This window comes from Sphingobacterium sp. UBA7249 (genome assembly GCF_002472835.1).
Lineage (GTDB): Bacteria > Bacteroidota > Bacteroidia > Sphingobacteriales > Sphingobacteriaceae > Sphingobacterium > Sphingobacterium prati.
In genome coordinates this window covers 296,414-317,754 of sequence record NZ_DKST01000025.1, presented here as the reverse complement: position 1 = coordinate 317,754, position 21,341 = coordinate 296,414, and the positions used below count along the sequence as shown (strand labels likewise).

At 40.6% G+C, this 21,341-nt stretch carries 19 protein-coding genes; 18 read left to right on the top strand and 1 reads right to left on the bottom strand.

Translation table 11 applies throughout. The features are described from left to right. The first annotated feature begins 181 nt into the window (after window positions 1-181). From B4A24_RS17975 to B4A24_RS17950, 6 genes are all read left to right on the top strand, one after another. Window positions 182-406, top strand: coding sequence for a helix-turn-helix domain-containing protein (locus B4A24_RS17975; RefSeq protein ID WP_293946411.1), 225 nt, complete (start codon window positions 182-184; stop codon window positions 404-406). Between the two features lie 204 nt (window positions 407-610). After that, window positions 611-3,049: an ABC transporter permease gene (locus tag B4A24_RS17970; RefSeq protein ID WP_293946410.1), complete on the top strand. Its 2,439-nt coding sequence runs from the start codon at window positions 611-613 to the stop codon at window positions 3,047-3,049. Between the two features lie 24 nt (window positions 3,050-3,073). Next, window positions 3,074-5,521: an FtsX-like permease family protein gene (locus B4A24_RS17965; RefSeq protein WP_293946409.1), complete on the top strand. Its 2,448-nt coding sequence runs from the start codon at window positions 3,074-3,076 to the stop codon at window positions 5,519-5,521. 210 nt (window positions 5,522-5,731) lie between these two features. Beyond that, window positions 5,732-8,134: an ABC transporter permease gene (locus B4A24_RS17960; protein WP_293946408.1), complete on the top strand. Its 2,403-nt coding sequence runs from the start codon at window positions 5,732-5,734 to the stop codon at window positions 8,132-8,134. A gap of 118 nt (window positions 8,135-8,252) precedes the next feature. Next, window positions 8,253-8,912 (top strand): ABC transporter ATP-binding protein, encoded by a 660-nt coding sequence (locus B4A24_RS17955; protein WP_293946407.1) that lies wholly within the window; start codon window positions 8,253-8,255, stop codon window positions 8,910-8,912. A gap of 98 nt (window positions 8,913-9,010) precedes the next feature. Further along, entirely contained in the window at window positions 9,011-9,862 is an 852-nt protein-coding gene (locus B4A24_RS17950) for a transglutaminase-like domain-containing protein (RefSeq protein WP_312399713.1), read from the top strand. Between the two features lie 14 nt (window positions 9,863-9,876). Here B4A24_RS17950 and B4A24_RS17945 read toward each other — a convergent pair whose 3' ends face one another. After that, window positions 9,877-11,022 (bottom strand): hypothetical protein, encoded by a 1,146-nt coding sequence (locus B4A24_RS17945; RefSeq protein WP_293946406.1) that lies wholly within the window; start codon window positions 11,020-11,022, stop codon window positions 9,877-9,879. Window positions 11,023-11,200: 178 nt separating this feature from the next. Here B4A24_RS17945 and B4A24_RS17940 point away from each other — a divergent pair, with 178 nt between their 5' ends. From B4A24_RS17940 to B4A24_RS17885, 12 genes are all read left to right on the top strand, one after another. Next, window positions 11,201-11,851 carry an epoxyqueuosine reductase QueH gene (locus tag B4A24_RS17940; protein WP_293946405.1) on the top strand — a complete coding sequence of 217 codons (651 nt, stop codon included), beginning with the start codon at window positions 11,201-11,203 and terminating at the stop codon, window positions 11,849-11,851. Window positions 11,852-11,953: 102 nt separating this feature from the next. Beyond that, on the top strand, window positions 11,954-12,490 hold the full coding sequence (locus tag B4A24_RS17935; protein ID WP_293946404.1) for a YceD family protein: 537 nt from the start codon (window positions 11,954-11,956) through the stop codon (window positions 12,488-12,490). Between the two features lie 14 nt (window positions 12,491-12,504). Continuing rightward, on the top strand, window positions 12,505-12,696 hold the full coding sequence (gene rpmF, locus B4A24_RS17930) for a 50S ribosomal protein L32 (RefSeq protein WP_046672269.1): 192 nt from the start codon (window positions 12,505-12,507) through the stop codon (window positions 12,694-12,696). A 106-nt stretch (window positions 12,697-12,802) separates the two neighbouring features. Next, window positions 12,803-13,741: a phosphate acyltransferase PlsX gene (gene plsX, locus B4A24_RS17925; RefSeq protein WP_172393790.1), complete on the top strand. Its 939-nt coding sequence runs from the start codon at window positions 12,803-12,805 to the stop codon at window positions 13,739-13,741. A 6-nt stretch (window positions 13,742-13,747) separates the two neighbouring features. Further along, window positions 13,748-14,737: a beta-ketoacyl-ACP synthase III gene (locus B4A24_RS17920; RefSeq protein ID WP_293946403.1), complete on the top strand. Its 990-nt coding sequence runs from the start codon at window positions 13,748-13,750 to the stop codon at window positions 14,735-14,737. Window positions 14,738-14,812: 75 nt separating this feature from the next. After that, a complete protein-coding gene (accB, locus tag B4A24_RS17915; RefSeq protein WP_172393788.1) occupies window positions 14,813-15,292 on the top strand; it encodes an acetyl-CoA carboxylase biotin carboxyl carrier protein in 480 nt (159 codons plus the stop codon). A gap of 72 nt (window positions 15,293-15,364) precedes the next feature. Then, window positions 15,365-16,720, top strand: a complete 1,356-nt coding sequence (gene accC, locus B4A24_RS17910) for an acetyl-CoA carboxylase biotin carboxylase subunit (protein WP_172393787.1) — start codon at window positions 15,365-15,367, stop codon at window positions 16,718-16,720. A 76-nt stretch (window positions 16,721-16,796) separates the two neighbouring features. Then, window positions 16,797-17,657: a twin-arginine translocase subunit TatC gene (gene tatC / locus B4A24_RS17905; protein WP_108635890.1), complete on the top strand. Its 861-nt coding sequence runs from the start codon at window positions 16,797-16,799 to the stop codon at window positions 17,655-17,657. Window positions 17,658-17,669: 12 nt separating this feature from the next. Continuing rightward, window positions 17,670-18,116: a ribose 5-phosphate isomerase B gene (gene rpiB, locus B4A24_RS17900; RefSeq protein ID WP_293946402.1), complete on the top strand. Its 447-nt coding sequence runs from the start codon at window positions 17,670-17,672 to the stop codon at window positions 18,114-18,116. Window positions 18,117-18,378: 262 nt separating this feature from the next. Beyond that, a complete protein-coding gene (locus B4A24_RS17895) occupies window positions 18,379-19,953 on the top strand; it encodes a M28 family peptidase (protein ID WP_293946401.1) in 1,575 nt (524 codons plus the stop codon). 126 nt (window positions 19,954-20,079) lie between these two features. Further along, window positions 20,080-21,015: a J domain-containing protein gene (locus B4A24_RS17890; RefSeq protein ID WP_293946400.1), complete on the top strand. Its 936-nt coding sequence runs from the start codon at window positions 20,080-20,082 to the stop codon at window positions 21,013-21,015. Between the two features lie 4 nt (window positions 21,016-21,019). Then, window positions 21,020-21,310, top strand: coding sequence for a chaperone modulator CbpM (locus tag B4A24_RS17885; protein ID WP_172393783.1), 291 nt, complete (start codon window positions 21,020-21,022; stop codon window positions 21,308-21,310). Window positions 21,311-21,341 lie beyond the last annotated feature (31 nt).

The following is a 21,341-nucleotide window of genomic DNA, read 5'->3' as shown; positions in this document are numbered from 1 at the left end:
ATCTCTTGACATTTCCTTTTATACACTCTCGTGCTAGGTTTAAATTTATTACTCATAACATTTATATAGATTATCAATACAAAAGAACAGAATATATTCTAAAAACAAAAACATTTGTATAAATAAAAATAACATTATATATATTTATCTATACAAAAGGACAGATTATTAAAATAAAAGGATGACAAAATTAGGCGAATTTTTAGCGAAGAAATCTGTAAATAAATCCCAGATTGCACGCAAAACAGGTTTAAGTAAGGCAAGGATCAATGAATTAACTATGACCGAGAGTGCCAAACTACGTTTGGACGAAATGTATTTAATTGCTTTGGCCATCGACACCGATCCGGCCAAAATGATGCTCGAACTATGTCAACATCTCCAGCTTAAAGAGGTTGAGGAATAACTTTCTTTCCCTCTCACCATCAACAATATGACCTGTGCGATATTGGACGTAAAACTGTTCGATATCGTACAGCTATAAAATCCAAAAACAAAACCAAATAACTAAAAATCAATAACTTAAAAAAATGGCAATACAATTGACTTTAGTCTGATAGCTGGGTTAGCTGGTCTTTATTTATCGCTAAGCGTTTAAAAATGTATTGTTATGATAGGAAATAGTCTAAAAATCGCTTGGCGGAACATGGCAAAAAATAAACTCTATTCTTTTATAAAGATCGGGGGATTTGCTTTTGGTATCGCAATCTGTATTCTTATCGTACTTTACATCAGACATGAAACCAGTTACAATAAATTTTATCCAGCGATGGATCGGACCTATCGTCTGGTCGTTCAGCTCCCGATCGAAGGTAAAATAGAACGTTGGGTATCACTTTCAGCACCCGTTGCCCCAACACTTAAAGCTGAAATTCCTTCCATAGAACAAACGGGTCGAATACTTCCAAACCCTTTATTTGGCGCCGGAAGCAATCAGCTCTCCCTGAACGATAATCCGCAAAGCTTTTATGACGACGGTTTTGTCTATGTTGATCAATCTATTCTAGACATGTTTCCGACACCTATGGTTTCAGGCGGACTTGCGCACGCATTGGATCGACCCAACACATTGGTCATTACGAAAAGTAAAGCAAAAAAATACTTTAAAAATGATCCCGTCGGACAGATCATCTATCTGAACAATAACAAATCTAAGCTATATACCATTACCGGTGTGATCGAAGACATCCCCCAAAATTCTACGCTGGCCGGTTATAGCTTCTTTATGTCTCTTGCGGGTGAACCTTTTTATCCCGGCGAACAAAACCAATGGCTCAGCAACAATTACACGGTCTACGTTAAATTAAAACCGCATGTCAACATTGAACAGACAGAAAAGGAGATCTTAAAAAACTATAAAGAGCACTATTTGCCCGAATACAAAAAATCAGGCCGTAAGCTCAATCCTTTATTCGATCAGGCAAAAATCAACTTACAAAATGCACTTGACATCCACTTAAAGTCTACGGATATAGATGACGATAAAGTCAGTACACTCAATAGAGGTGATATCCGCATGGTTTGGACATTTGCCACCGTGGCGCTATTTATTCTTCTGATTGCCTGTATTAACTTTATCAACCTATCAACAGCCAATGCCGCTACAAGAGCCAAAGAAATTGGTATCCGGAAAACAATTGGTTCGACAAGGTCATTATTGATAGCACAATTTTTGCTCGAAGCGATTTGTTATAGTGTATTATCTCTGTTCGTGGGACTATTGCTGAGTTGGGTCTTGTTGCCTATATTCAACAATCTAGCTAATAAGTCCCTGACTATTCCCTGGACATCCCTATACTTTTTTCCATCTTTATTACTGGTGATAATTTTCATCGGCGGCCTGGCCGGAATCTACCCAGCTTTGTATCTGTCCCGATTTAAGCCGATTGCTGCATTGAAAAACAAGACCACCGGAGCCAAATCTTCATTATTCAGAAATGGTCTTGTCGTCTTTCAGTTCGCTACATCCATCATCCTTATTGTTAGCGCCCTGGTGACCAATCAACAGATACGCTATATCTTGGAAAAAGATCTGGGTTTCAAAAAGGAGCAGGTCATTGTACTGCGTGGTATTGGTACATTGGGAAATCAGATCCCAAGTCTTAAGAATGAACTAAAGTCCGTTCCAAATGTGAGCTCCGTTTCCCTAGGCGATTTTCTCCCGGTCCCCATTGATGGTGCCAAAAGAAATGGTAACCCTTTTTGGAATGAAGGTAGACGGGAGATCGATATGGCCACACAGGGGCAGTTTTGGGAAATTGACCAAGATTACCTTGAGACCTTCGGATTGCAACTGACTAAAGGTAGGAATTTCGATCCCAAAATGGCCACCGACAGCACGGCTGCCATCATCAACCAGAAATTGGCGGATGAGCTGGGATTAAAAAATCCCATCGGGGCAAAGATAACCAATGGCAATACTTGGACTGTCGTTGGTGTCGTGGACAATTTTATTTTTGAGTCGCTGAAAGGTAAAGGATTCGCTGGCCTATGTATGGTATTGCGGGGTTATCCATCACTCCTCTCCATTAAAGTTAAACCCGAAAACCTACAAGAGACCCTGAACGGGATCAACACCGTATGGAATAAATTTTCACCCGATCAAAAAATCAATTACAGCTTTTTGGATGAGGGTTTTGCCTCCCTTTATCAAGATGTTGAACGGACGAAAAATATATTCACCAGTTTCGCCATCGTCGCCATTTTTGTGGCTGCCCTAGGTCTCTTTGGACTGGCCACCTATGTGACACAACAGCGGACCAAAGAAATCGGTGTACGGAAAGTGCTTGGAGCAAGTACGATCAGATTACTGAAACTGTTGTCTGGAGATTTTATAAAATTGGTGTTTGTTGCCTTGGTCATTGCTTCACCTGTTGCGTGGTGGGCAATGAACCAATGGCTCAGAGACTTCAACTATAAAATAGATATAAATTGGATATACTTTATTCTGGCCGGTATGAGTGCAGTCCTCATAGCCTTAGGGACGATTAGTTATCAGACCTGGAAAGCTATCCGTGCCAATCCGGTAGATAGTTTAAGAGATGAATAAGTATCCGTATTAAATTTTTTTATTATGATGGGAAATAACTTAAAAATCGCCTGGCGAAATATGACCAGCAACAAACTCTACTCAACCATCAAGATTGGTGGCTTTGCGTTTAGCGTTGCGATCTGTATACTTATCTTACTGTACATCAAACATGAAACCAGCTATGATAAGATGTACCCAGATATGGACCGCGTTTTCCGCCTAGTAATCCAAGCTCCAGACGGTGATAAATCCGTACAGTATCTTTCATTTCCGGCCCCCGCTGCTAAAACCCTTCAGGCTGAAATACCCAGCATCGAATTAGCCGGGCGAGTGCTACCCAACACGCTATTCGGGGCTGGGAGCAACCTCTTCACAGTCAATGGTAAAGCCGAGAATCACTTAGACGCAGGCTTCGTTTATGTTGATCAGTCTATCTTGGAGATATTTCCGCTCCCCGTCATGGAAGGACAGTTAAATCATGCTTTAGACAAACCCAATAGCCTGGTCATCACTAAAAGTAAAGCACAGAAGTTTTTCAAAGGAAATGCTGTTGGGCAAACAATTTATCTGAACAATAACAAGAACGTTCTGTACAATATAACCGCCGTTATTGACGATGTACCAAGTAATTCAAGTCTCTATGGCTATGATTATTTTATCTCTCTTGCGGGTGAACCTTTTTACCAGGGCGAACAAAACAACTGGGGAGCAACGAACTACATCACTTATGTAAAGCTTAAAGAAAATACCGACCTCGTCACGGCACAACGCGCTATATCGAAGAACTATGTCGAGGATCATTATATTTTAATCAACAAAAAGAATGGAATGAAAATATCACCGGAGACCATGCAATCTAAGGTGTTACTTCAAAACGCATTGGATATGCATTTATACTCCAAAAACATTTTAGAATACGCCATGGCTACGCAATACCAAGGTGATATCAAAATGGTCTGGGTATTTGCTGGGATTGCATTCTTCATTCTCCTGATCGCATGCATCAATTTTGTTAATCTGTCTACCGCCAATGCCGCTACACGAGCTAAAGAGATCGGCATCCGCAAAACCATTGGATCCAGCCGAAGTACTTTAATCAACCAATTTATGACGGAGGCCGTATGTTACAGCTTAATTTCATTAATTATCGGTATTTTACTGGCCTGGATATTACTGCCTCTTTTTAACAATTTGGCCAATAAGACTTTATTTATCCCCTGGTCGGCATGGTACTTTATACCTTCTTTGATCTTAGCCATGTTGACCATAGGTGGCATCGCTGGCATATATCCTGCAGTATACCTCTCTGGATTTCAACCAATCAATGCCTTGAAAAGTAAATCAGGTTCGAACCCAAAATCTGCTTTATTGCGCAATGGACTTGTTGTTTTTCAATTTACAACTTCCATAATCCTTATGATCTGTGCCCTCATCGCAAATCAACAGATCAGCTTTATGCTCAACAAGGATATTGGCTTCAATAAAGATCAAGTCATTGTACTTCGTGGCATAAATAGTATTGCTTCAGAGGTGCAAAGCCTAAAAAATGAACTGAAAGCTATTCCTTCTGTGAGCAATGTATCCATAGGTGATTATCTCCCTGTGCAATTGGATGGTGTAAAACGAAATGGCAATCCATTTTGGGCCAAGGGAAAAGAAGACATTGAACTGGGAGAAGGTGGACAATTTTGGAATATTGATGAAAATTATGTTTCCACTTTTGGACTTCGATTAATCGCAGGTCGAAATTTTAATCCACAGATTGCTTCTGATAGCAGTGGCGCTATTGTCAATAAAAAAATGATCTCAAAATTGGGTATTAAAGGGAACCCGATCGGTGTACAGATTACAAATGGAAGAACATGGACAATTATCGGAGTTGTCGATGACTTTATTTTTGAATCGCTAAAAGGTGAAGGATATGTCCCGGTCTGTATGGCTCTGTCCAACAGTCCTTCGCTCCTTTCGATCAAAACCAAGTCAACGGACATGGCTAAAACGTTGGCTGATATAAATAGGGTGTGGGAGAAATTTGCGCCTAATCAAAAAATCAATTACAGCTTTTTGGATGAGGGCTTTGCCTCCCTTTATCAAGATGTTGAACGGACGAAAAATATATTCACCAGTTTCGCCATCGTCGCCATTTTTGTGGCAGCACTGGGGCTCTTTGGCCTGGCCACCTATGTAACACAACAGCGGACCAAAGAAATCGGCGTACGGAAAGTGCTTGGAGCAAGTACGATCAGATTACTGAAACTGTTGTCTGGAGATTTTATAAAATTGGTGTTTGTTGCCTTGGTCATTGCTTCACCTGTTGCGTGGTGGGCAATGAACCAATGGCTCAGAGACTTCAACTATAAAATAGATATAAATTGGATATACTTTATTCTGGCCGGCATGAGTGCTGTCCTCATAGCCTTAGGGACGATTAGTTATCAGACCTGGAAAGCTATCCGTATCAATCCAGTCGATAGTCTAAGGGATGAATAAAGTCCAAAGACCTTAAAAATTGGTGTTTGTTGCCTTGGTCATTGCTTTGCCTGTTGCGTGGTGGGCAATGAACCAATGGCTTAGGGGGAATGAATGTTCGATTGTGAACGTAAACTGTCCGAAATCGAACAACAAAAATGAGCAACAACCACCTAACAAACTCACAATAAAACAGTTAAAACACTGGCAAGGGGATTGTATTTTTATAGTATGGCACAAAATGATTTCAAGCTAGCTTGGCGTAAACTCTTAAAAAATAAGGGTTTCACATTCTTGAATATTATCGGACTGACACTTGGTTTTACCGGTTTTATCCTTTCCTATCAATACATCAATCGGGAAACGAGCTTTGATAAATGGAATCCAAATTACAGGGAGATCTATCAGATTGGCCTGGAAGCTGAAGGCGCTTTTACGAGCGAGACCTCTCCTTCCCTGGCTCCATTGCTAAAGCAAAATTTACCAGATATCATTTATGCTGGCAGGAAAATAGTTTACAATTACGGCAGTTATCCGCTTTTTGGTGAAAAAACAGTCCTTATTAAAAATGCTGCGCTGATTGACTCCTCAGCCGCACGAATCTTTCAAATCGAAAATGCGACTGGACCACTCTACAAAAACAAGGACCAAAAGGATGCGACCATGGTCAAAAGGCCTATTGCCGAACAACTATTCAAAAAAGAGGACCTAAATTTTGACAGCCCTCATTCGATTCCAACTCAAAGCCTCGCTCTAGGTGTATGGGAGATGATTTATGGCACCATCAAAGAGCAAGGTCTATCCATAATTGATTACGATCTTCTTTTTATCCGTGAACCACAGGATCTCTTTGCTGAAAATAATCCCTTTTTATACCAGACTTTTATTCAGGTCAGACCGGGTACAGATATCGCTAAGTTGACCGATCAGATCAACACAATCTACCACAAGGAAATCGCACCAAAAGATAAAATACGCTCTTCCGGTTATGCCAAAGGTAAGATCTACTTGGATCCATTGGCCAACCTGCACCTGCGACCAAAAACCGGAAGCAACACCGCCTATCTCATCACATGGATCATCGGTATTCTTTCCCTGTTGATCCTCCTGCTTGCATCCGCCAATTTCGCCAATATGATTATGGCCCAAGCCGATCAACGCCTGAAAGAGCTCGCCCTTAAAAAAATATTGGGAAGTTCGCGTTGGGCCATCGTAAGGCAATTATTACTGGAAGTATTTATACTGACCAGCGCTGCGGCAGTATTGAGTTTCATTTCCTTGGCGCTTACCGGCAACGTATTACAAAGATGGTTCAATGATGATCTCAGAAGCTATATTTTAAGTTCTGAAACCATTATCCAGCTCTGTGTCGCTGTTCTATTAACAACGATCCTATCCGCAATATACCCTGCCATCGTTCTTTCAGGTTTCAAATCCGTCAATCTGCTCAAAGGCGGATTATCCGCAATACTAAAAAAAGGAACATTCCGAAATGCCTTACTAACCTTTCAGATCAGCATGGCGATTCTGTTTATTTCGGGTATGCTGGTGATTCGGGGACAGCTTCAGTACATGCAGCATACGGATAAAGGATTTGAGCCAGCGCAAGTGGTCAATTTCAAAGGAGTGGGTATGTATTACGACTCCAAGAGTGATGGTTCTTTCTACCAATTGAAACGGCGATTAGAAAATGATCCGAGCATTGCGGTGGTGGCTTCCGCAACAAATATTCCGGGAGAAGGGGAACAACCGCCCAAAATGGAATTCTCCTATGCACAAAAGAATATTTCCTTTGCTCATGTCGGTATCGATCCAGGCTATTTCAAAACATTAAGTATCCCCAATCTACAAGGAAATAGCAATCTATCCATGGATCAGTTGCTCCGTGACTCCCTCTCCAACTATGCGGTCATCAATGAATCTGCCGCTAAAAGTTTGGGGCTATCAAATCCCATTGGTGCAAAAATCAGTGGCTGTGACGTAAATTTTGAAATCATAGCCCTCGTCAAAGACAGCAAAGCCTATGGTTTTGAAAATGCCGTTCAACCTACTCTCTATTCTTTTAAAAATGAATGTGGGAGCATGCGCATTCAGACGACACTTATGGTGAAAACAACCCCCGGAATGGTCGATCGGGCAATTGAGACAGTCAAAAAAGAATGGACAAAAAATACATCTGCCAAGGATTTACCGCTAGACTATTCCTTTATGGATCAACAATATGCTTTACAACACCAAAAACAGCAGGAACTACAGGTCGCTTTCAATAGTTTCGCCAGCCTATCGGTTATTATCGCTGCATTGGGCCTGTTCAGCATGGCCGCTTATCAGGCCGCATTACGCAAGAAAGAAATGAGTATCCGAAAAGTACTCGGTGCCTCAGCACAGCTGCTCTTTGTCCAATTGAATAAACCCTTTTTCAGGTTATTTCTGATCGGTATCGGCATTGCCCTTCCCTTAGCTTATTTACTCATGGACAAATGGCTTTCCAATTTTGCATATCATGTCAATATACAGTGGTGGTCGTTTTTGATCCCGATATTTTGCATATTTATCCTAATATTGATTTCCATTAGCTTCCAGTCGCTGAAAGTCGCCCGGACAAATCCGGTAGATAACCTGCGGGATGAATAGAACAAAGATTAATGAATAAGTTGAAATTAAAAGACAAAATAAAAAAGAGATACAAGGTAAGCCCAGGCTTGTACAACCAAAATCTCAATACTCAACACTAAAATCTCAATACTAGAAAATGATACAATTAAAACATTTATTCAAGTGGTATAATGTAGGTGGTACACGCTCATTTGTCCTCAAAGATGTCAGTTTAGATATAGCAGAAGGTGATTTCATATCCATTATGGGCCCTTCGGGTTCCGGAAAATCCACCCTGTTGAATATTATCGGTATGCTAGACGAACCCGATGAAGGTGAATATATCTTTATGGATGAAAATGTATTGCAGATGAAATCAAAAAAAAGGACGCAACTCTACCAATCTCATATTGGATACGTATTTCAAGCTTACCATTTACTGGATGAATTGACGGTATACGAAAATATCGAAACACCGTTGATCTATAAAGACATCTCAAGCAAGGAACGAAAAGCCATTGTAGCCGATATGCTTGACCGTTTTGGCATTGTGGGAAAGAAAGATCTGTTTCCGGCGCAACTATCTGGTGGACAGCAACAGATTGTCGGCATCGCACGTGCATTGGCCGGCTCCCCGAAACTCTTGTTGGCAGATGAACCTACGGGTAACCTTAATTCCAAACAAGGGGAAGAAATCATGGAGCTTTTCAAACAATTGAATGATGACGGTGTCACGATCATACAAGTTACCCACTCCGAAAAAAATGCGGAGTACGGCAAAAGAATTGTCAATATGCTGGATGGCCAGCTCAAATAATTGTAGACCAATTTAACCTGAATAATCCCTACTTGGTACATGAATTACTGTAGGGATTTTTTTGTATCCATTTCTCAATTCATTTTTTTAACTTCGTTATGATGAATGAGAGAGAGCTGAAATCGTTAATATTCCTGTTGGACGATACCGATCAACAGATTATTCAGGAAGTGGAGCATCAATTGAAAAGCCAAGGTCCTGAAATTGTTCCCTATTTGGAGAAATTCTGGGAGTCAAGTTTTGACCCAAGGATACAAGGTCGATTGGAAAACATTATTCATGAAATTCAGTTCGACCAGACTAAAAATGAACTACAGATCTGGAATCTGAGCAATTCCTTTAATTTACTCGAAGGACTTATCATTCTCAATAATTATCAGTATCCTTCTTACGAAGACCATAAGATCGTGTTAAAGATCGAAGATCTGAAAACAGAGGTTTGGCGCGGGTTACAATACGATATGAGTCCTTTGGAAAAGGTGAACCTGATGAATCACGTGCTATTTGGCTCCTTTGGTTTATCGGGCAATACAAAGGACTATCACCATCCGCAAAACTCTTATATCGGCCAGGTTTTGGACACCAAACAGGGTAATCCATTGACCTTATCCTGTATCTATAGCATTATTGCACAAAAGCTGGATATCCCGATCTACGGGATCAACTTACCCAAGCATTTTATCTTGGCTTACATGGATACCGATGAGCATGGGAATGAGCATGTCTTGTTTTACATCAATGCATTCAATCGGGGACAAATCATGCAAAGAAGTGATGTCAATTCATTCTTGAAACAGTTAAACCTTGCTCCGGACCGGGAATTTACTTATCCATGCGACAATGTGACAATCATGAAGCGTGCCTTACGAAATCTGCTTTCGGCCTATGAAGCGAATGAAAGTGTAGCCAAGCAACAGGAAATCAGAGAACTGTTCGAATTGCTTGCCTGACACAAATTGACAAACTAGAAATTAGTTCTTTCTCTGGCATCCAAAAAGATATAATTTGGTGTCAATGTCCCATAATTTTTTGTCATTTCCGGTGTTGCATTCCCTTGATCCGTTAATTTAAAACGTACAACTTTTCCGTTTTTGGAATCGGAAACGTAAAAGAATTTACCATTTTCAGTACGATCATCAATGGCAACCCCACCAATCTGTTCCAATCCTGTATTTGAACCACCGACCGCATAATCAGCATCGATTTCCTTTTCTCCAGATCCATTAAATAATCCATCCGGATTATTAAAAAACAAAATTTCTGTCCCTGCTGTAACGGCTAATAACTTTTTATTTGGCGCATAAGATACCGCTCTTAGATCCGTTTTTCCCTTAACGTAGACTTTCACGGCTGGCGGAAAAGCGTTCGAATTAACAATTGTGTCCCGCACTTTATCAATCAGTTGTTGTTTCAGTCCCTTATACACAGCAAAACCACTTCTTTTATTCGTACCCTCATCGTTAAATCCGACCAACAACCATTTTTCATTTTTATCATCCGGATTTCCTTTCAATAAGGTTAATGAGCTTGGGTTAATATCCCCCAGACTAATCTGTTTATCAATGATTTTGGAACCCCCTGCTCCCCCTTTTCCCTCCGGACGACTTACCGCATACAACATATTACCACCTGTTACTGCAAGTAAAAAATTTGTCACAGCTGAGCCCGAAGTACCATTTTGTTGGGCATAGGAGTAATAAGCCAATCCCCTGACGTTCGAAAATCCCCTATAGCCAATGGCACTAGCATTTCCCGGAATCCCGTAAATGTCGTCCAGAGCGATTTGCCGGATAAAGGTATCCTGAGCGACGGTCCCCGCACTCGCCTGGAAAATTGACTTTGCATTGGGATCAAAAATAACTGGTCCCCCGCCTTTTGCGGGCGAAAGATATTGATAGATATTATCCAGGCTATTGGTATCAGCAGGATCCACGATAAAGAGATTCTTAATCGAAGAATTATTTGGCTGATAATCCTGGAAAGAAATATACAATCTGGAAATAAGAGCTGCCCGTCCCGGTTCAGGTTCATCATCCAATTTTTTACAGGAAGCAACGCCTATTAAACTGGCGAATAATACAATAACACAGGTTTGAAATGAAAATTTCATATATTTTTTATTATAAATAGCTTATTGCGTCAAACATACAAATCTACTAATATATGCAGAATATCAATGAATTTATATGATTCTTTTGGACAAATATCACGACAACTCAAACGGAAATATTTGTCATTCCGCTACTTTTTGATTAAAATTGCCTTTGTTTTTGATATCACATACGATTATGGAAAAGAAGGAATTTGTACGGGAGAAGTTGGCATTACCGGGAGAAGGCAAGAAATTGCTTTTGCATTCCTGCTGTGCACCTTGTTCTGGAGAAGTCATGGAAGCATTGATTGCTTCAGATATCGATTTTACGATTTATTTTTACAATCCCAATATCCATCCGCGCAAGGAGTACGATCTGCGCAAAGATGAGAATATTCGATTTGCGGAAAAACACAATATCCCTTTTATAGATGCGGATTACGATGTAGACCATTGGTTTGATTTGGCCAAAGGCATGGAGCAGGAGCCTGAGAGAGGAGTCCGTTGTACCATGTGCTTTGATATGCGCTTCGAAAAAACAGCTGAATATGCGGCTGCAAATGGCTTTGATGTGATCTCGAGCTCATTGGGAATCTCTCGTTGGAAAAACATGGAACAGATCAATGACTGTGGTCTACGCGCAGCTTCCCATCATCAGGGGATGGAATACTGGACATTCAACTGGCGCAAAAAAGGCGGTTCGGCAAGGATGTTAGAAGTCTCCAAAAAAGAGAAATTCTATATGCAGGAATATTGCGGCTGTGCTTATTCGCTACGTGACACCAATAAATGGCGTATGGCAAATGGACGCGAAAAGATAGAGTTAGGTAAAAATTATTATGAATAAGTCAGGCTATGCGTATCTATAAAGCATTCGGCTGGAATATTTAAAAAAATATTTCGATCCTAATGATTTTATACATACCTTTGCAGGCTCAAATGCAAGATTGTGAAACATCTAAAACAATACAGAATTCCCTTTTCGGGACTCAACGCTGGAAAGCACAATTTTGAATTTGACATTAATAAAAAGTTCTTTGACTGCTACGAACATTCGATTGTAAAAGATGGCAATCTAAAGGCGGAAGTTGAATTGCAGAAACAGGAAAACCTGCTGATTTTGCATTTTGATATCCAAGGAGAGATTCAATTGACTTGCGATACCTGCCTGAAGGAATTTATGTCACCGATTTCAATTCAAGAACGAATATTGGTCAAATTCACGGATGAAGATTGGACAGACAATACCGAAGAGGTGTTGGTCTTATCAAAAAGCGACCATGAGTTGGATATCGCTGAATTATTGTACGAATACATCAATTTAGCTGTCCCTTATATCGTAAAATGTGAAGAGCAGGGAGAAGGCATACAATGTGATCCTGAAATGCTGGCCTTATTTACAAGCGAACCAGATTCAGAGGAGCAAAAAGAAGCAGAAATTATCGACCCACGTTGGGAAGCATTGAGAAATATTAAAAATAACTAAAACAAAAATACGAGATGGCACATCCAAAACGTAAAACTTCTAAATCAAGAAGAGACAAAAGAAGAACACATTATAAAGCTGAAGCTCCTAGCTTGACAGTATGTAAAGAAACTGGCGCAGTTCATTTACCTCACCGTGCATACACTGTAGACGGAAACTTGTACTACAACGGTAAATTGATCATTGAAAATACAGCTGTTGTCTAAGGTAAACCTTTCATAACACCAAAACATCCCAAACAAGCAATATTTTAGAAATTTGCTTTATTTTGGGATGTTTTTTGCGTATTATTGATTTACTAAATAATAACGGATGAAGATTGGTTTAGATATTTTAGGAGGAGATTATGCTCCTAAAGCAACGATAACAGGTGCTATTGAAGCACAAAAGCAGCTTACTGGAGACCAAAAGATAGTCCTTTTTGGTAACACTGAAGAGACGAAGCAATTAATCGATCAAGCCGGAGGAAATTCATCTGACTTTGAATATGTGGAAGCTCCAGAAGTCATTGCAATGGGTGAACATCCAACCAAAGCGATAACTCAAAAACCCAACTCAAGCATTGCGAAGGGATTTGAATATTTAAAAAACAAAGAAATCGACTCATTCGCATCCGCTGGTAACACCGGAGCTATGCTTGTGGGTTCGATGTTCAGTGTTAAAGCTATCCCGGGCGTATTGCGCCCAGCCATAGCATCAATTGTTCCAAAATTGAAATCAGGGTTCGGAATCTTACTGGATGTCGGCGCAAATGCAGACTGCAAACCGGAGATGCTGAATCAATTTGCAATGTTGGGCAGCCTCTTTGCCGAACATGTATTCAATGTAAACAACCCTAAAGTGGGATTATTGAACATTGGAGAAGAAGAAGAAAAAGGAAACATCCTTACAACCTCTACCTACCCTCTACTTAAAGCCAACGACAAGATTAACTTTATCGGAAATGCAGAAGGCCGCGACCTGTTCAGTGACCATGCTGACGTATACGTCTGTGATGGATTTACCGGCAATGTCGTCTTGAAACTTGCAGAATCATTTTATGTAGTGACCCTGAAAAAAGGTTTTAAAGATGATTTCTTCGACCGATTCAACTACGAGCAGTACGGCGGTAGTCCAATCTTGGGAGTCAACGCTCCTGTTATTATTGGTCATGGGATTTCAACACCTGAGGCCATTAAAAATATGGTTTTATTTTCAAGAGATATGATCGAGTCTAAATTCATTGACAGCATCAGATCTATTTTCAATTAAGTATTTATGTCAAAGATTCATGCCGCAATTACGGCTGTAAATGGTTACGTTCCGGATTACATCCTCACCAACAAAGAATTGGAAACAATGGTCGATACCAACGATGAGTGGATTGTATCACGAACAGGAATCAAAGAGAGACGCATCTTAAAGGGCGAAGGGCTGGCTACATCAGATCTTGCCGTACCTGCCGTTCAAGGTTTATTGAAAAAGAGAGGAATAGAAGCGACGGATATCGACCTAATTATCTTCTGTACCAGTACACCAGATATGTTGTTTCCTGCTACCGCGAATATTTTGGCCGATAAAATCGGAGCGACCAACGCTTGGGGATTCGATCTTCAGGCAGCTTGTTCAGGCTTCTTGTTCGGTCTAAATACCGGAACACAGTTTATCACTGCGGGTACACACAAAAAAGTACTTGTTGTAGGCGCAGATAAAATGTCATCGGTAATCAATTATCAGGACCGCAATACCTGTATCCTTTTTGGTGATGGTTGTGGTTGTGTGTTATTGGAACCAAATGAAGACGGGCTGGGTATACAGGATGCTATTCTAAAGACGGATGGTTCAGGTGGCCAATATCTTAATATTAAAGGAGGAGGTTCATTAAATCCGGCCAGCCATGCAACGGTTGACGCTGGTCTACATTATGCTTACCAAGAAGGACGCACAGTATTTAAATTTGCCGTCACCAATATGGCCGATGTAGCACATGAAGTGATGGAAAAAAACAACTTGAAATCAGAAGATATTGCCTGGTTGGTACCTCATCAAGCCAATAAACGTATCATTGATGCGACAGCAGAACGCGTGGGCCTTCCCGAAGAAAAGGTAATGGTGAACATCCAAAAATATGGTAATACGACCAGTGGAACAATCCCACTATGCTTATGGGAATGGGAATCTCAATTGAAAAAAGGAGACAACCTGATCCTAGCTGCTTTCGGTGGTGGTTTCACTTGGGGATCCATCTATTTAAAATGGGCGTATTAATTGTCCATTTTATGGTATATTTTATTACTTTTGACAGTTAGAATTTTTTAAGAAACAAACAAAACCTAGAATACTATGGGTATGGATATCAAACAAATTCAGGACTTGATTAAATTCGTTTCAAAATCAGGTGTGAATGAAGTCTCGATTGAAGAGCAAGATTTTAAAATTACAATAAAGACAAATCAAGAGCCTACGTATGTAACAGCTACTGTTCCGGCTGTAGCGCCTGTGGCCGCAGCTCCAGTTGCTCAAGCAGCAGCTCCAGCGCCTGTGGCTACTCCTGCTGCGCCAGCTGCTAACAATGATGCTAACTTGATTACCATCAAATCACCAATGATCGGTACATTTTACCGTTCAGCCGGACCGGGCAAACCATCTTTCGTTAATATTGGTGATGATATCAATACAGGTTCTGTATTGTGTATTGTTGAAGCTATGAAATTGTTCAACGAAATCGAATCTGAAGTTTCTGGTAAAATCGTTAAGATTTTGGTAGAAGATGCTCAACCTGTTGAGTACGATCAACCATTATTCTTAGTTGAGCCTAAGTAATTTACACACGTAAATGAATACCTATGTAGCCTCCAAAGGGCTACATTTTTGTAAACTTCATAATTCAAGACAATGTTTAAAAAAATATTAATTGCAAATAGAGGAGAAATTGCCCTGCGCATTATCCGTACCTGCCGTGAGATGGGTATCAAAAGTGTTGCAGTATATTCAACCGCAGACAGAGATAGCTTACATGTACGTTTTGCTGACGAAGCGGTTTGTATCGGCCCTCCACCAAGTAAAGATTCTTACTTAAACATTCCGAATATTATTTCTGCAGCTGAATTGACAAATGCAGATGCAATTCACCCAGGATATGGCTTCTTGTCTGAGAACGCACGTTTTTCGGCGATCTGTGCAGAGTATGGTATCAAATTTATTGGTGCTACTGCAGAACAGATCGAAAAAATGGGCGACAAGTCCCGTGCGAAGGACACCATGAAACAAGCTGGCGTACCTACTGTGCCCGGATCAGATGGTTTGATCTCAAACGTAAAAGAAGGCATCAAACTAGCCAATGAAATAGGTTATCCTGTTATTATTAAAGCTACTGCCGGCGGTGGTGGCCGTGGTATGCGTATCATCTGGAAAGACGAAGAGTTCGAACCAGCTTGGGATTCTGCCCGTGTAGAATCTGCAGCTGCTTTTGGTAACGATGGTATCTACCTTGAAAAATATGTTGAGGAACCCCGCCATATTGAATTTCAGATCGTAGGGGACCAGTTTGGCACAGTATGTCACCTATCCGAGCGTGACTGTTCCATCCAACGTCGTCATCAAAAATTGATCGAAGAATCTCCTTCCCCATTTATGACGCCTGAATTAAGAGCTGAAATGGGTGAAGCAGCTGTAAAAGGTGCAAAAGCTGTAAATTATGAAGGTGCCGGTACAATCGAGTTCTTGGTTGACAAACACCGCAACTTCTACTTTATGGAAATGAATACACGTATTCAGGTAGAGCATCCTGTAACCGAAGAAGTTATCAACTTTGATCTGATCAAAGAGCAGATCAAGGTGGCGGCAGGAATTCCGATCTCCGGAAAAAATTATGAGCCAGAAATGCACGCGATCGAATGTCGTATCAATGCAGAAGATCCGTTCAACAATTTCCGTCCTTCACCGGGTAGAATCACGAATTTTCACTCTCCGGGAGGCCATGGCGTACGCGTAGATACACACGTTTATTCCGGTTATACAATTCCCCCCAACTATGATTCCATGATTGCCAAGTTGATCTGTGTTGCACAAACACGTGAAGAAGCAATCTGTACCATGGAGCGTGCATTGAGCGAATTCGTAATCGAGGGTATCAAAACCACCATTCCTTTGCACCTGAGATTAATGCGCGATCCTAACTTTAGAGCGGGCAATTTCACGACAAAGTTTATGGAAACATTTGACCTAACTGAATATCCTGTAGAAGATTAAATAAAATTATCTTTACATACATAAAAAATACCATTCTTTACAATAAGAATGGTATTTTTGTTTCCAAACAATTTTTATGAGTACACCAAATTCGAAAGATTTAATACAAGCTATCAAAAATAAGGGGAAGAATATAGAAGCAGAAATGTCTTTCTTTGACCATCTTGAGGTCCTAAGATGGCATTTGGTTCGTTCAGCTATAGCAATCTGTATCTTTGCGGGTATTGCGTTTACATTCTACGACTTCGTATTCAACGATATTATCATGGGTCCAAAGAATCTCGATTTTTGGACTTACCGCATGATGTGCAAAGCCGCAGATGCATTCAATCTAGCCGACTTCTGTGTCAAGAAAATACCTTTTAACATTATCAATACGGAATTAGCAGGGCAATTTATGCTCCAGATCAACTCCTGTCTTCTGATGGCTTTGATGATGGGTTTTCCCTATCTTTTATTCGAAATTTGGCTATTTGTAAAACCAGCATTGACAGATGTTGAAAGACGTTCTGCACGTGGATTTGTGTTTTACTCTTCCATGTTGTTTCTTTTAGGTGCACTTTTCGGATACTATATTGTTGTACCATTATCCATTAACTTTTTGGCGAACGTGTCCTTAAGTGATGAGATCGTGAATCAGATTACCATTGACAATTATCTGTCTACGATCGCTACATTGACATTAGGTTGTGGGATTGTTTTCCTGCTTCCGATCCTGGTATTTATTCTGTCCAAGATAGGCATTATGACACCTGAATTTATGCGTGCAAGCCGTCGCTATGCCACCGTAATTATATTGGTCATAGCTGCAGTTATTACGCCTTCTGCGGATATTATCACGATGTTGACCGTTGCAGCACCAATGTTCTTATTATATGAAGTAAGTATCATGGTCTCAGCAGATGTCAAAAGAAAAAAATTAGCATTAGAAAAATAAAATAACAATAGAATGAGCAGCGTAAAGAAAATTGCGATTGGAAGTGACCATGCAGGTTTTGAGTACAAAACGGCATTAGTTGGTTTTTTGAATGAACTGGGCTATGAAGTTCAGGACTTTGGGACAAACTCGCCAGATTCAGTGGATTACCCAGATTTTGCACATCCCGTCGCATCCGCAGTGGAAAACAAAGAAGCCGATGCTGGTGTATTAATTTGCGGCAGTGCAAACGGTGTTGCGATCACAGCAAATAAACATCAGAATATCCGTGCTGCAATCTGTTGGCTGGAGGAAATTGCCGCGTTGGCACGCCAACATAACGATGCGAATGTCGTATGTGTCCCAGCCCGTTTTATCGACCTTGATTTAGCTAAAAAGATCGTATCAAGTTTTATGACAACCGAATTTGAAGGTGGTCGTCATGCCAATCGTGTCAATAAAATAGCTTGCAGCTGTTAATAAATTAACATATTTTAAGAAGCGGATGAAAGGTAAACTATACTTTTCATCCGCTTTTTTAGTTATATTGTCTACTTATATAAGCAAGATCGGTTGGGAAAGAGGGGGCGCCCGCAATGTGGCATCAGTAGTAGTATGTAAATGCGGATATGACTGAATAGCTCATCGATTGGATGAATAAAAGTTGGTATCAATATTATTTAATAAAATGTATGGCGTAGCCGCAAGGTGAAGGCCACAATATGAAATACTAAAATAAACAATGAAGAAAATATATAACCTAATTTGGGTAGCGTTTTCTGTGATGAGTTGTGCTCAGGCACAGGATGTCAGCACCAAGTATGCAAATGAGATCACAGTAGAATCCACACAAAAGCATTTAAGAACACTTGCTTCGGTGGACTTTGAAGGAAGAGGAACAGGACAGAAAGGCGGGCAGTTGGCTGCAGATTATATCGCCAACGAGTTCAAGAAATACGGCCTTTCAGCCCCAGTAAATGGATCCTACTTCCAACCTTTACAGCTTATACACAACAGTTTTAAAGTCAAGCACTTTAGCATCAATGAACGACCATTCTTAAATGGAAAGGATATCTTCGTCATTGGTAACAACGAGGATAAGCTCTTTGAAAGCAATGAGATCATCTTCATTGGTTATGGCATCGATGATCCAAAGTATTCCGACATCAGTGGTTTAGACCTGACCAATAAAGTTGTGTTACTATTGAATGAGGGTGAACCTACGGACGACAAGGGAACCTCATGGATCACCGGAAAAAAAACACCGTCCGACTGGTCGACAAGCAGAAATAAAAAAATCAAAGAAATTCTCAAGAAGAACCCCAAATTGGTACTCGCTGTTAACAGCCAGCTCTCACAATTACTTGAAGATGCCGGAGACCGTGCTACCGAAGGCCGTTACAACCTGGCTATAGACCAACCAGCCCCTGAAAAATCCCCTATGATCCCAGTGGTCAACATTACCGATCATGCCGCAAATTATATTTTTAATCTTGCGCGCACGAATTTAGCCGCTGTTGTCGGCAAAATTAACCGTTCTGGACAAGCTAATTCTTTCGCAATCACAACCAGTTTTAAAGCTGAATTTGGCACAAATGCAAAACCTTTATCTGACCCGAATATACTGGGATACCTGGAGGGGACTGACAAGAAAGATGAAATTGTCGTGATCGGCGGACATTATGATCACGATGGCAAAGATTCCAAAGGAAATATCTTCTTTGGTGCGGATGACAATGCTTCCGGAACGACAGCAGTTTTAGAGCTTGCGCGTAGCTTTTCCCGTGCAAAGGCTGCAGGTAATGGCCCAAGACGCAGTATTTTATTTATCACTTATGCGGCAGAAGAAAAAGGCTTACTAGGTTCAAAATTTTACACCGAAAATCCAATCTTTCCACTGGCAAATACTGTCGCTTGTATTAACATCGATATGATCGGCCGCGTAGATGACAAACATCTCAAAGGAAACCATGATTACATTCATGCCATTGGTTCGGACAAACTAAGTTCTGAACTCTACCAGATCAATAAGGATGAAAATGATAAAAACACCAAGTTGGAAATAGATTATATGTATGACAATCCAAAGGATCCGATGCGTCTTTATTACCGTTCAGACCATTATAATTTTGCAAAAAAAGGAATCCCTTCCATCTTTTATTTTTCGGGTCTTCATCCGGATTATCATACACCCGCGGATACCTATGATAAAATCGACTTCCCGCTGATGGTCAACCGGGAAAAATTGGTCTTTTTTACGGCATGGCAGATCGCCAATAGAGAAAACCGTCTGGTGATAGATAATAACAAAGAATAAGTACATCACTTTTTAACACACTAAAAGAGGCCTAGGTATAAAATTCCTAGGCCTTTTGTTTTTGACCAAATGCAGAACAAAGCGCCTAAAAATTTGTTATATTTATTATAACACAGCAAAAGAGATATGGCATTTGTAGACTATTATAAAGTGCTCGGTATTGATAAGACTGCCTCAGCAGATGATATCAAAAAAGCATATCGAAAACTAGCGCGTAAATACCATCCTGATGTCAACCCCAATGATAATGAGGCTAAACAACGGTTTCAGGAGGTCAATGAAGCAAACGAGGTTTTATCCGATCCCGAGAAACGTAAAAAGTATGATCAATATGGCGAACATTGGCAGCATGGAGAGGAATACGAAAAAGCACAACAGCAATACCGACAATCCCAATCTGGTGGGGGAAATCCGTTTGGAGGAGGAGGTAGCCCCTTTGGTAGCGGTGCTGGTTCTTATGAGTATACCGGAAATTTTGACGATGGCCAATTTTCTGATTTTTTCGAACAGATGTTTGGCAGCCGGCGTGGTGGCGGTAGGCAGAGTACTTTCCGCGGACAGGATTTTAATGCCGAACTGAGTTTAAGTCTCCAACAGGCCTATACCACCCATCAACAAACTTTTAATATTAATGGCAAGAGTATTCGTATTACGATTCATGCAGGTGTTGAGGATGGACAGAAGATCAAATTAAAGGGCTATGGTAGCGAAGGAATCAATGGCGGCCCTAAAGGCGATTTATATATTACGATCAACATCACGCCCGATGCAACTTTCAAACGTCAAGGAAATGATCTGTACACCTCGCTGGATGTAGACCTCTATACGGCGATTTTAGGCGGCGAGGCAACACTTGACACCTTTGGGGGTAAGATCAAATTAAAGGTCAAACCCGAAAGTCAAAATGGTACCAAAATGCGGCTCAAGGGTAAAGGTTTTCCAATCTATCGCAAAGAAGGTGAATTTGGGGATCTTTATGTAAGCCTAAATATCAAAATGCCCAGCAACCTATCCGCTGAGGAAAAAGCATTGTTTCAACAATTGAAGGATCTAAAGCAATAATCTCATGGAAACGACACTCATAAAAGTGATAGACTTCTGCCAATCCAGAAAAGTTGAAACAACTTTTCTGCAGACCATGGAAGAATATGGACTCATTCATATTGTCATACAACAGGAAGAGCAATATATCGACGAGGAAGAACTCAAAAAGTTGGAACGCTTCTCCAATTTGTATTACGACTTGGAAGTAAATCCACAGGGAATTCAAGTCGCCAACCATTTATTGGATAAGGTCGAGCAACTTCAAAATGAGATTCTACAGCTCAAAAATAAATTAAAAGCCTTGGACTATTAATCCAAGGCTTTCAAGATCATCTGTAAATAGG